Source organism: Burkholderia gladioli (genome assembly GCF_000959725.1).
Taxonomy (GTDB): domain Bacteria; phylum Pseudomonadota; class Gammaproteobacteria; order Burkholderiales; family Burkholderiaceae; genus Burkholderia; species Burkholderia gladioli.
On the sequence record NZ_CP009323.1, the window covers coordinates 1983834 to 1996182 of the forward strand.

Below are 12349 nucleotides of genomic sequence, written 5' to 3' on the forward strand. Positions count from 1 at the left end.
GCGAAGGCGGACACGATGCGTCTCAATGCTGGGTGGCGAGCAGGCGTTCGCGCTCGGAGGCGCGCACGGCGCCGTGATTGCGCGCGAGGAAGGTGTAGACGGTGGGCAGCACGAACAGCGTGAACAGCGTGCCGACCAGCATCCCGGTCGAGACGGTGATGCCGATCGCGAAGCGGCTCGCCGCGCCGGCGCCGCTGGCGAACACCAGCGGCACCAGGCCGGCCACCATCGCGGCGGTGGTCATCAGGATCGGGCGCAGGCGCACCGCGGCGGCGCGCTCGATCGCGGCGAGCCGGTCCAGCCCCTCGTCGCGCTGCAGGTCGTTGGCGAAGCTGACCATCAGGATGCCGTGCTTGGTGATCAGGCCGATCAGGGTGACCAGGCCGATCTGCGTGTAGATGTTCAGCGTGGCATAACCGAGGTAGAGCGGCACCAGCGCGCCGCAGACCGACAGCGGCACCGAGACCAGGATCACCAGCGGATCGCGCAGGCTCTCGAATTGCGCGGCCAGCACCAGGAAGATCACGATCAGCGCGAACACGAAGGTGACGGTCAGGCGATTGCCTTCCTGCACGTATTGCCGCGATTCGCCGAGCCAGTCGATCGAATAACCGTGCGGCAGCGACTGCGCGGCCAGGAAGTCGACCGCTTGCCCCATCGTCACGCCGGCCGCCGGCACGGCCGACAGCGTGACCGCGTTCATCTGGTTGAACTGGTTCAGCATGCTGGCCTGGTTGCCGGTGGTGACGCGCACCACCGTCGAGAGCGGGATCATCGCGCCGCTGCGCGTCTTCACGTAGTAGCGTGCCAGCGTCTCGGGCGTGAGCCGCTCGCCGCGCGCGACCTGCGGGATCACGTCGTAGGAGCGGCCCTTGAAGTTGAAGCGGTTCACGTAGTTCTCGCCGACCAGCACGGCCAGCGTATCGGCGATGTCCTGCATGGTGACGCCGAGCGCGTTGGCCTGGCTATGGTCGATCGTCAGCCTGACGGCGCGGCTGTCGAAGGTGAGGTCGCTGTCGACGGTCGAGAACAGCCCGCTCTTGCCCGCGGCGGCCTTGAGCTTCTCGACCGTCTCGTAGAGCTGCGGGTAATCGGCCGGCGCGCGCACCACCATCTGCACCGGCAGGCCGCCGCTGGACGCCGGCAGCGAGGGCAGCAGGAAGGTGAAGATCTGCTCGCCCTCGATCGCGCTCGCGCCGTTCTGCACGATGCCCTGCAACTGCGCCGCGCCGCGCTCGCGTTTGGACCAGTCCACCAGGTTGACGCCGGCGAAGCCCAGGTTGCTGCCATTGTAGCCGTTCAGGATGAAGCTAGTATCGGCTTCGGGGAAGGCGCGGAAGGCGCGCTCGAGCTCGGGCGCGTAGCGCTCCATGTAGTCGAGGTTGGCGTACTTCGGCGCCTTCATGACGGCCATGATCGAGCCCTGGTCCTCGGGCGGCGCGAGTTCGCGCTTGACGCCCGAAAACAGCAGCACGATGCCGGCCAGCACCACCACGCCCACCAGCAGCACCAGCGGCCGCGCGCCGAGGCTGGCGCGCAGGCCGCGCCGGTACCAGCCGGTCAGGCGCGCCATCACCTGCTCGATGCGCTTGACGATGGGCCCTTCGGAGAGCTGCGCGGTGAGCAGCAGCGAGCCCAGCATCGGCGAGAGCGTCAGCGCGATCACGCCCGACACGAACACCGACCCCGCCAGCGTGAAGGCGAACTCCTTGAACAGCGAGCCGGTCAGCCCGCCCATCAGCCCGATCGGCGCGTAGACCGCCACCAGGGTGCCGGTCATCACGATCACCGGCATCACGATCTCGCGCGTGCCGATCAGCGCGGCGCGCACCGGCGGCTCGCCCGCCTCGATATGACGGTGGATGTTCTCGACCACCACGATCGCGTCGTCCACCACCAGGCCGATCGCCAGCACCATCGCCAGCAGGGTGAGGATGTTCAGCGAGAAGCCGAACAGCAGCATCAGCAAGGCGGTGCCGATCAGCGACAGCGGGATCGTGAGGATCGGGATCAGCACCGCGCGGAAGCTGCCGAGGAACAGGAAGATCACCACCACCACGATCACCACCGTCTCGGCCAGCGTGGTGCGCACCTCGTCGATCGAGGCGTGGATGAAACGGGCCACGTCGAAGCCGTCGGCGATGGTGAGGCCGGCCGGCTTGTTGCGCTCCATCGCCGGCAGCAGCGCGTCGATGCCCTGCACGATCTCCAGCGGGTTGCCCGAGGGCGTCGCGTTGACGGCGATGTAGACCGCGCGCCGGCCGTTCATCAGCGCGCTCGAATCGTAGTTCTGGCCGCCGATCTCGACGGTGGCCACGTCGCGCAGCCGCACCAGGCTGTAGCCGTTGTCGGCCGCGCGCACCACCAGGTCGCCGAACGCGCGCGCGTCCTGCAGGTCGGTGTTGGCGCTGATGTCGGCCAGCGTCAGCGCGCCCTTGATCTGGCCCGGCGCGGCCTGCACGTTGTTGGCCTTCAGCGCGGCCGACACGTCGCCGGCCGAGAGGCCGTGCGCGGCGAGCCGGTCGGCATCGAGCCAGACGCGCATCGCGAGGTTCTGGCCGCTGAGGATGTCGGCCGAGGCCACGCCCGGCACCGTGGTCACCAGCGGCTGCGCCACGCGCACGATGTAGTCGGTGATCTCGGGGATCGACAGCGTGTCGCTCGCGAAACCGAGGTACATCACCGCGGTCGGCGCGTCGGTCAGCTTGGTGATGATCGAGTCGTAGGCGTCGGCGGGCAGCTTGTACTTGACCTCCTGCACCTTGGCCATGATTTCCGTCATGGCACGATTCGAATCGGCGTTCAGGCGCAGGCGCGCCTTGATCACGCTCTTGCCCTGGGTGGTGCTCGAGCTCAGGTAGTCGATGCCGTCGGCGGTCGCGATCGACTGCGCGATCGGAGTGGTGACGAAACCCTGCATCAGCGCCTGCGAGGCGCCGGGGTAGTCGGTCTCCACGCTGATGGTGGCGCTCTCCAGCGTCGGGTACTGGCGGATCGGCAGCGACATCAGCGCGCGCAGGCCGACCAGCAGGATCAGCAAGCTGACCACCAGGGCCAGCACCGGGCGGCGGATGAAGATGTCGGTGAAGGCCGGCTGCGAGCGCTGCGTGTTCATTGCGCCGTCTCCGTCGCCGTTTCCGTGTCGCGGGGGCCGGCCGCCAGGCTGGCCTGGTCGCCGTCGTGCCGGTCGTAGGAGATTTTCACGCGCGCGCCGGGCGCGACCCGCACCTGGCCCGCGCTCAGCACCACCTCGCCGGCGCGCAGCCCCTCGAGCACCTCGATGCGCCCGCCGCCGGCGATCCCGGTGCGCACCTTGCGGAACGCGACGGTGCCGACGCCCTGCGTGTTCGGCTTCTCGACCACCGCGACGGTGTCGCCGTCCTGCGAGCTCTGCACTGCGGTGTCGGGCACGGTCAGCACGTCGGGCCGCGAAGGCAGCTCCAGCGTGACGTGCGCGTACATGCCGGGCCGCAGCGGGTGGCCGCGGTTGTCCAGGGTGGCCTGCACCGTCACGTTGCGGGTGGCGTCGCCCACGCGCGGCTCGATCGCCGTGACCTTGCCGACGAAATCGCGGCCCGGATAGGCATCGGCGGCCAGGTGCACGGCCTGGCCGGCGCGCAGTTGCCCCAGGTACTTCTGCGGCAGGGTGAAGTTGGCGTAGAGCGTGTCGAGGTCGGTCAGCGTGGCGATGGCCTCGCCCGCGTTCAGGTACTGACCGAGATTGACCTGGCGGATCCCGATCTCGCCGGCGAACGGCGCGCGCACCAGCTTCTGGCGGATCACCGCCTCGACCTGGCGGGCGTCGGCGCTGGCCGATTGGTAGTCGAACTGGTGCTGGTCGAACACGCTGCGCGGCTCGGCGCCGACCGGCGCGAGCGTGCGCGAGCGCGCCAGCTGGCTCTTCGCGAACACCGCCCTGGCCTGCAGGCTGGCGAGCTGGGCGCGTTCCGGGTCGTCGTAGAGCTGGACCAGCGGCTCGCCCTGGCGGACCTGGCTGCCCGGCGTGAAGTGGATTGCGGTGACGCGGCCGGCCACCTCGGGCGCGAGCATCACCTGCCGCACCGCCAGCAGGGTGCCGATCGCGTCGAGCGTGGAGGGCGCGGTGCCGGCGCGCACCACGCTGGTCGTCACGCTCATCGGGGGGGAAGGGGGCGGCGCCTCGTTGGCGACCGCCTCGCGGCCGCTGCGCCACAGGAACAGGCCGCCGAACACCACCGCCATGGCGGTGCCGGCAAGAATCAGTTGCGACGATTTCATGGGTGTCTCGACTACGCGGAAATCGGCCCGCAGGCCGGATCAGGTGTGGGGATGCGCGCTCGGCTCGATCTCGCGGGCGGCGGCATGAGGGCTGGCCTCGGCGCTGGTGCCGGCGCCTGCGCCTGCCTGGCCGTCGGCCGGCCGCGGCGCTGGCGCGGGGGTGAACCACTGCACCAGCAGCATGCCGGCGAAGATCAGCAGCACGCCGGCCACCCGCCCGGGATTGGCGGGCTTCACGGGCAGTCCCATCAGCCCGTAGTTGTCGATCAGCAGCGAGGTCAGCATTTGGCCCGCGATCACGCTGACGATGAAGGTGGTCGCGCCCAGGCGCGGCGTCAGCACCAGGGCCGAGGTGATGTAGATCACGCCGGCGATGCCGCCGAACCAGATCCACACCGGCAGTTGCGTCGCGCGGCCGAGCAGCGGCGCATGCGCGTGCATCACGAACAGCGCGGGCAGCACGCATAGCAGGCTCACCAGCAGGGAGGCGACGGTGGCCCACAGCGGATGGCCGAGCGCGCGGCCCAGCGCGGCGTTGCTGCCCGCCTGCAGCGGCACCAGGGCGCCGGCCACCAGGGCAGCGCAGGCGAGGGTGGCGGTCGAGAGCGAAAGAGAGGTCGGCATCGTTCGTTCATCACGCGGTGGTTGTGTTCGGGCCGATTCTCTTATATTAATAATCTGAATGAAAATTCGTAGTAATTATCCCGGTAATTCAAATTATGAATAATCTAAAGCGGATCGACCTCAACCTGCTGGTGACCCTGCAGGCCTTGATGACGGAGAAACACATCTCCCGCACCGCCATGCGCCTGCACAAGAGCCAGCCCGCGATCAGCCATGCGCTGGCGCATCTGCGCGACATCTTCGACGATCCGCTGCTGGTGCGGCGCGGCGGCGGCCTGGAGCTGACCTCGCGTGCCAGCGAGCTGATGCAGCCACTGTCGGATGCGCTGGACCAGCTCGGCGCCCTGCTCGAGCCGCCCGAGTTCGATCCGTCGCAGGCGCAGCGGGTGTTTCGCGTGTCGATGTCCGACTACGGCGCGCGCATCGTGCTGCCCAGGCTGGTGCGCATGCTGCGCGCGACCGCGCCGGGCATCGAGCTGGTGGTCAGCCAGGCTACCCGCGAGGCGATGCGCATGCAGGTGATGGACGGCGAGGTCGACCTCGCGCTCGGCGTGTTCCCGCCGCCGTCCACCGAGCTGCACACCGAGACGCTGTTCGTCGAGACCTTCGCCTGCCTGGCCGACGCGGCCAGCATGCCGGCCTCGCGCATGCTCGACCTGGAGGCCTGGCTGGCGCGCCCGCATGCGCTGGTGGCGATGCGCGCCGGCACCGACAACGAGATCGACCGCGCCCTCGCGCAACTGCGCGCCGAGCGCCGCATCGCGGTGATCCTGCCGCACTGGGGCGTGGCCAACGAGCTGATCGTCGATACCGACCTGGTGCTGACGGTGGCGCGGCGCAACCTCGACGCGGTGCGCGCCGACACGCGGCTGTGCGTGTTCGACCCGCCGTTTCCGGTGGAGTCCTTCGAGTTCCAGCAGATGTGGCATCAGCGCCGGCAGGGCGACCCCGCCCACAGCTGGCTGCGCCAGGTGATCGCGCGGGTGGTGCGCGACCGCTGATTCCCGGCTCGCCGCTCCAGGCGATTTCTCCCGGATTTTCCGCCGCGTCCGCTTTCCTGTTCCGAATTGAATTGCCGATCCCGTGCGAGGTATTGCACGGGATTTTTTCATTCCCGAATTATTTCGGATCCTGAATCGGATATTTGCGTTGCATGCTTTTTGTTATGTGCTTCGCGTGAAAGTAAAAAATAAGGCGAATTGATATCGCGAATGGGCGGCTTGCGATGCCTCGATCCGGTATCTCATGCCGATGCGCACATGCACCTGTGAATCTGATTCAGCAAATCCGTCTGACGAATAGTGGAAGTGTGACAGGCTGTAAAAAATTCTCGAAATGAATGATGACGATGCATCCAAAGAATTTCATGGGACCGATTCGCTTGGATACAATCCGCTTTCATTGAATGAATTAAGTCAAATTCCAAACTATTTCAAGAGAATGCGGCGGCATTTTGTCATGCATATTCATGGCGTACATGCCGAGTCATGAATCTGCTCGATAAGGAGGAGGCGAATATCGATAAATCTGGATAGTCAGCCGATTGACCCATCGATAGTGATTCCGTTGATATGGAAAGGTTACGAATGAGTACGACAGCTCGATACGATTCGATTGGCGGATTGTTTGAGGATTTCACGCAATCCGCCGCGCAGCGGGCCATCGAGGTCCGCACGATTTTCCACATGATTGGTGATGTTTCCGGCAAGTCGGTGCTGGATCTGGCTTGCGGATTCGGTTTTTTCGGGCGCGAAATCTACCGGCGCGGCGCGGCCGGCGTGGTCGGCGTGGATATCTCCGAGAAGATGATCGAGCTGGCCCGCGAGGAATCGCGCAAATACGGCGATCCGCTCGAATTCCACGTGCGCGACGTGGCGAACATGGAGCCGCTCGGGCAATTCGACCTGGTCAATGCCGCCTGGCTCTTCAATTACGCGGATTCGGTCGAGAACCTGCGCAAGATGTTCAAGGTGGTGCGCGCGAGCCTGAAGCCGGACGGCAAGCTGGTGGCCTATACCGTCGATCCCGATTTCTCGCTGGCCAAGGGCAATTTCGCGAAATACGGCGTGAACGTGCTCAACGAGCGCCCCTGGGGCCCCGGCCATCGCCACGATGCCGAGTTCGTCACCGAGCCGCCCAGCCCGTTCAGCTTCTATCGCTGGAGCCGCGCCGATTACGAAAGCGCGATCACCGAGGCGGGTTTTAGCCACTTCGAATGGCAAAAGCCGCTGCTCGGTGCCGACGACATCGCCACCCACCCGCCTGGTTTCTGGGACGTGTTCCAGAACAACTGCCTGCAGACCGGCCTGGTTTGCAAGCCCTGATATTCCAGAGGCGGACCGATCCGCCCCATTCGTCCAGACTCTGCGCAAATCGGCAAGGCATGGCAGCCCGCTAGCGTCTCTGCCGATGCGCGCGCATCTCCTGAACCTGAGAGGCCGAGCCATGAATCAATCCGATGATCATTCCGGCGTGAGCATCCGCACACGCATCAAGGTGCCGATTCGTCCGCGTTCGAGCGCGACGGCATTTGAAACCGAGATGGTGACCTTCAACGGTCTTTGCGACGGCGCCGAGCATATCGCGCTGGTGTTCGGCAAGATCGGCGAGGCGCCGCTGGTACGCCTGCATTCCGAATGCCTGACGGGCGACGTGTTCGGCTCCGCGCGCTGCGATTGCGGCGAACAGCTCGACGAGTCGGTCGCGCTGTTCGGCGAGCGCGGCGGCATCCTGCTCTACCTGCGCCAGGAAGGGCGCGGCATCGGGCTCTACAACAAGCTCGACGCGTATCGCCTGCAGATCTCGCAGGGGCTCGACACCTTCGCGGCCAATCGCGCGCTCAACTTCCCCGACGACCTGCGCGACTTCCGCGTGGCGGCCCAGATGCTCACGGCGCTCGGCGTCGGCGAGGTCTCGCTGGTCACCAACAACCCCGACAAGACCGCGCAACTGACCGATCACGGCATCAAGGTGCGCCAGGTGAAGTCGACCGGCGTGTTCGCCAACAGCGTCAACTTCGGTTATCTGCATGCGAAGGCGACCCAGCACCGGCATGCCATCAAGCTCAACGGAGAAATGCAATGATTGCCCATCGCAGCCCGATCAGCGGCATCGCCGCCCATCGCGACCAATACGTGCTGACGGCCGGCTACGACAACCAGGTGATCCTGTGGGACGCGAAGACGCAGCAGCCGCTGGCGCGCGCGATGCACGACCATCTCGCCAACCAGGGCGCGTTCTCGCCGAACGGCGACTACGTGGTGACCTCCTCGTCCGACTACACCGCGCGTCTGTGGACCGTGCCGAACCTGCGCCTGGTCGCGGTGTTCGCCGACCAGGAGGACGACGTCGAGATGAGCGTGTTCCATCCGTCCAAGCCGCTGGTGGCGACCGCTTCGCGCGACCATCGCGTGCGCGTCTATGACTTCTCCGGCCGGTTGGTGCAGACCTTCGCGGGGCATGCCGCCGACGTGATCTCGGTCGAGTGGATGAGCGATGCCGACGAGCTGGTCTCGTCGAGCGACGACGGCACCATCAAGCGCTGGTCGCTCGCCACCGGCGGCCTGGTCGGCGACGTCGACCTGAACGGCATCGAGACCGACACCATCGTGATCGCCCCGGACAGCCGCATCTTCGCCGGCAACGACGAAGGCGAGATCATCCTGATCGACGGCGATCGGCGTGCCACGCTCAAGGCGCACGACGCCGGCGTGAAGCGCCTGGTGCTCGACGGCCGGCGCGGCCTGCTGGTGTCGCTGTCCTACGACCGCACCATGCGGCTGTGGAAGGTCGGCGCGGGCATGCCCGAGGCCAGCGGCGGCACGCAACTGCCGCCCGAGGTCTGGCCGCGCTCCTGCTCGTTCGAGGGCGACGACCACATCGTGTTCTCGACCTTCCATTCCACCTATCGCCGCTACAACTGGAAGCTCTCGCGCTGGGACAGCCGCGAGATCGCGCCGACCCACGGCGCCAACGCGGCGATCGCGATCGACGGCAAGGTCTGGACCATCGGCGACGCGGGCGTGGTCCGCGTCGACGGCGTGGAGCATGCGAACACGCACAGCCTCTGCAACTTCCTGACGGTGGCGGGCGACGTGGTGTTGACCGGCGGCCAGCTCGGCAAGCTGTTCGACGCGCGCAGCGGGCGCGAGCTCTACCAGCACCGCTCGCCGCTCAACTGCGCGGCCAGCTTCGAGCACGAGGGGGTGACGCATGCGATCGTCGGCGCCTATACCGGCGAGGGCATCGTGCTGCGCGTCGAGGGCGACAAGGTGCGGCACGTGCGCGACCTGCCGCTGCATCCGAACGCGGTGAAGGGCGTGGCGCGCTCGGGCGACCTGCTGTTCTCGGTGGCGGCCGATGCCTCGGCGACCTGGGTGTGCTGCTCGACGCTGGAGATCGTCGCCACGCTGCCCGATGCGCACGACAAGATCGCCAATGGTTGCGCCGGCCTGGGCGAGGGCTACTTCGCCTCGATCAGCCGCGATCTCAAGCTGCGGATCTGGTCGCCCGACCAGCAGGTCGAGCTGATCGACACGCCGCACACGCATTCGATCAAGTGCGTGAGCGCGAGCGGCGACGGTCGTTACATCGCCACCGGCAGCTACTACGGGCGCGTGGCGATCTACGACCGCGTCGAGCGCCGCTGGAGCTTCGATGCGCGCGTGAGCACGGCGGGCGTGTCCTCGCTGAGCTTCGATCCCCTGTCGCGGCATTTCCTCGCCAGCTCCTACGACGGCCAGGTCTACCGCGTGCCGGCGATCCCGCGCTGAAGCCGGCCCGGCCGGCGCCCGCTGCGGCGGCCGCCGGCCGGCCTTTCGTCCGAGCGCGCGACGGCTGCCGCGCCGCGCGCGATTTGCCCATCCGATCCTGCAATCGACTGCTACCGACCATGACCATCACGTTGGCTGACAATCCGAACCGCCTCACCGATCGCGAGGCAATGGGCCTGCCCGAAACCTTCGTCGCGCGCACGCCGGCCGCGCTGCTCGCCGGCCACGAGGACCTGCTCGGCGCCGGCGCGCCCTGCCTGGTCGAGATCGTCGAGGATCCCGCCCAACCGTTCGCGCGCCGTCATGCGGCGGGCGCCTTGCTCGGCCTGCTCGGCGATCCGCGCATTCGTCCGCTCGAGCCGGTGATGCGGCGCATCGAGGCGGCGCGGGCGAGGATCGGCCTCGATCCCGCCGAGCTCGGGCGCGTGCTGGCCGAGTGGGAGCGGGTTGGCGTGATCGAGCCGTGGATCGCGAAGGAGTGCCCGGCCCACACCGTCGAGCTGGCCGCCTATGCGCTGATGCGCTATCCGGTCAGCAACCTCGAATACCGCCTGTTCCTCGAGGACACCGGCTCGACCGAGCTGCCGAGTTCCTGGGTCTTCGGCGTCTATCCGGCCGAACGCTCGAATCATCCGGTATGGTCGGTGTCGGCCGAGGCGGCCGACCACTATGCGCGCTGGCTCGCGCGCAAGACCGGGCGCGAGTTCCGGCTGCCGAGCGAGGCCGAATGGGAATACGCGGCGGCCGGCGGCGCGGCGCGCGAATATCCCTGGGGCGACGCGTTCGATCCGGCCGCCGCGAACACGGTCGAGGCGGGCCCGTTGAGCACCACGCCGGTCGGCATCTTTCCGGCCGGCCGCAGCGTGTTCGGCATCGACGACCTCGGCGGCAATGTCGAGGAATACGTTGCAGACGACTACCGCGCCTATCCCGGCGGCGATGCGATCGACGACGATCTCGCCCTGACCCAGGGTGCCTACCGCGTCGCGCGCGGCGGCAGCTTCACGCGCTTCGGCGACCTGGCGCGCTGCGCGCGCCGCCACGGGCGCTACCAGCGCGACATCTACGCGATGGGCTTCCGGCTCGCGGAGACGCTGCGATGAACGGCGCGCTGCGCAGTATCGAGGTCCACGACGATGCCTCGCGCGAGGCGCTCGATCGCGCCTGGATGGCCAGGGCGCTGGAGCTGGCGGCGCGGGGGCTGTATACGACCACGCCGAATCCGCGGGTCGGCTGCGTGATCGTCAAGCACGGGATCCTGATCGGCGAGGGCTACACCCAGCCGGCCGGCCACGACCATGCCGAGGTGCGCGCGATGAAGGATGCGCGCGCTCGCGGCCATGAGCTGCGCGGCGCGACCGCCTACGTGACGCTCGAGCCGTGCAGCCATTACGGCCGCACGCCGCCCTGCGCGAAGGGGTTGGTCGAGGCAGGCATCGCCACCGTGGTGGCGGCGATGGAAGACCCCAACCCGCAGGTATCGGGACGTGGTTACGCGATGCTGCGCGAGGCCGGCATCGAGGTGCGCGGCGGCGTGCTCGAGGATGAGGCGCGCGAGCTCAATATCGGCTTCGTGTCGCGCATGACGCGCGCTCGGCCCTGGGTGCGCATGAAGATGGCCGCCTCGCTCGATGGCCGCAGCGCGCTGCCCGGCGGCGCGAGCCAGTGGATCACCGGTGCCGCCGCACGTGCCGACGGCCATGCCTGGCGCGCGCGGGCCTGCTCGATCCTGACCGGCATCGGCACGGTGCGCGGCGACGATCCGCAACTGAACGTGCGCGGCATCGACACGCCGCGCCAGCCGCGGCGCGTGCTGATCGACGGCCGGCTCGACCTGCCGCACGAGGCGCGGCTGATGGCCGGCACGCCGCCGCTGGTGTTCTGCGGCGAACTCGATGCGCCGGCGCGCGCGCGTGCCGACGCGCTGCGCGCGCGTGGCGCCGAGGTGGTGTCGCTGGCCAACGCGCGCGGCTCGGTCGACCTGGCCGCCGTGCTGGCCGAGCTGGGCGGGCGCGGCGACAATGAACTGCACGTGGAGGCGGGGCGCACGCTGAGCGGGGCGCTGCTGCGCGCGGGGCTGGTGGACGAGTTGCTGGTCTATGTCGCGCCGAGCCTGCTGGGCGCCGATGCGGCGGCGATGTTCGAGCTCAGCGCGCCGGTCTCGCTGGAGTCGCGCGTGAAGCTGCGCTTCCATGACGTCGAGCGAGTCGGCGAGGATCTGCGGATCCTGGCGCGGTTCGAGGGGGTGTCTTGAGGTGAGGGCGCGATGAAGCGCGGCGAGGTTTTCAGGCGGGCGGCGCTGAATTGCCGTGATCGTCTTCGTAGTCGGAATACTTGCGCGAATCGCCGAATACCTTCTCCGCCGGGTATTTCCGGCGATTGATCGCCATCTTTTCCAGGAAGGCCGCGCGCAGGTCGACGTCCAGCCGGTCGGCGAGCTGGACCAGGTAGGCCAGCACGTCGGCCATCTCGTGGCGCACCGCCTGCAGGCCGGCTTCGCCTAGTTCGGTGGCCTCGCCTGAATTCAGCCACTGGAACGGCTCGAGCAATTCGCTCGCCTCGACGCTCAAGGCCGTGGCGAGGTTCTTCGGTGTGTGGAACCTGGACCAGCCGCGCTCGGCGACGAATTCACGAAGGATGTCGCGTGCCGTCAGCAGGCTGTCACGCTCGTTCTGGTCGTTCACGGTTGGGCTCCT

At 67.8% G+C, this 12349-nt stretch carries 10 protein-coding genes; 6 read left to right on the plus strand and 4 right to left on the minus strand.

Annotation, left to right across the window (positions count from 1 at the left end; translation table 11 throughout):
* Positions 1–22: 22 nt before the first annotated feature.
* From BM43_RS25900 to BM43_RS25910, 3 genes are read right to left on the minus strand one after another with little or no spacing between them, the layout of a single operon-like run.
* A complete protein-coding gene (locus BM43_RS25900; protein ID WP_036048419.1) occupies positions 23–3115 on the minus strand; it encodes an efflux RND transporter permease subunit in 3093 nt (1030 codons plus the stop codon).
* Positions 3112–4257, minus strand: a complete 1146-nt coding sequence (locus tag BM43_RS25905) for an efflux RND transporter periplasmic adaptor subunit (protein WP_036048416.1) — start codon at positions 4255–4257, stop codon at positions 3112–3114. Before BM43_RS25905 ends, BM43_RS25900 begins: the two co-directional genes overlap by 4 nt.
* 39 nt (positions 4258–4296) lie before the next feature.
* On the minus strand, positions 4297–4881 hold the full coding sequence (locus BM43_RS25910; RefSeq protein ID WP_036048413.1) for a DMT family transporter: 585 nt from the start codon (positions 4879–4881) through the stop codon (positions 4297–4299).
* Positions 4882–4976: 95 nt separating this feature from the next.
* Here BM43_RS25910 and BM43_RS25915 point away from each other — a divergent pair, with 95 nt between their 5' ends.
* From BM43_RS25915 to ribD, 6 genes are all read left to right on the plus strand, one after another.
* Positions 4977–5882 carry a LysR family transcriptional regulator gene (locus BM43_RS25915; RefSeq protein WP_025100566.1) on the plus strand — a complete coding sequence of 302 codons (906 nt, stop codon included), beginning with the start codon at positions 4977–4979 and terminating at the stop codon, positions 5880–5882.
* Positions 5883–6467: 585 nt separating this feature from the next.
* Complete coding sequence (locus BM43_RS25920; RefSeq protein ID WP_036048410.1) at positions 6468–7205, plus strand: class I SAM-dependent methyltransferase; 738 nt, start codon at positions 6468–6470, stop codon at positions 7203–7205.
* Positions 7206–7326: 121 nt separating this feature from the next.
* Positions 7327–7965, plus strand: a complete 639-nt coding sequence (locus tag BM43_RS25925; RefSeq protein ID WP_013696509.1) for a GTP cyclohydrolase II — start codon at positions 7327–7329, stop codon at positions 7963–7965.
* Positions 7962–9653 (plus strand): WD40 repeat domain-containing protein, encoded by a 1692-nt coding sequence (locus tag BM43_RS25930; RefSeq protein ID WP_036048408.1) that lies wholly within the window; start codon positions 7962–7964, stop codon positions 9651–9653. The genes BM43_RS25925 and BM43_RS25930 overlap by 4 nt, the downstream gene beginning before the upstream one ends.
* A gap of 119 nt (positions 9654–9772) precedes the next feature.
* The gene (locus BM43_RS25935) at positions 9773–10756 is read left to right on the plus strand and encodes a formylglycine-generating enzyme family protein (protein WP_036048407.1); all 984 of its coding nucleotides are present in this window, start codon (positions 9773–9775) and stop codon (positions 10754–10756) included.
* Positions 10753–11907, plus strand: coding sequence for a bifunctional diaminohydroxyphosphoribosylaminopyrimidine deaminase/5-amino-6-(5-phosphoribosylamino)uracil reductase RibD (gene ribD, locus BM43_RS25940; protein WP_370448998.1), 1155 nt, complete (start codon positions 10753–10755; stop codon positions 11905–11907). The genes BM43_RS25935 and ribD overlap by 4 nt, the downstream gene beginning before the upstream one ends.
* Before the next feature lie 31 nt (positions 11908–11938).
* On the opposite strand, the gene BM43_RS25945 is transcribed toward ribD, so the two are convergent.
* Positions 11939–12337 carry a nucleotide pyrophosphohydrolase gene (locus tag BM43_RS25945; RefSeq protein ID WP_036030556.1) on the minus strand — a complete coding sequence of 133 codons (399 nt, stop codon included), beginning with the start codon at positions 12335–12337 and terminating at the stop codon, positions 11939–11941.
* Between the last annotated feature and the right edge of the window lie 12 nt (positions 12338–12349).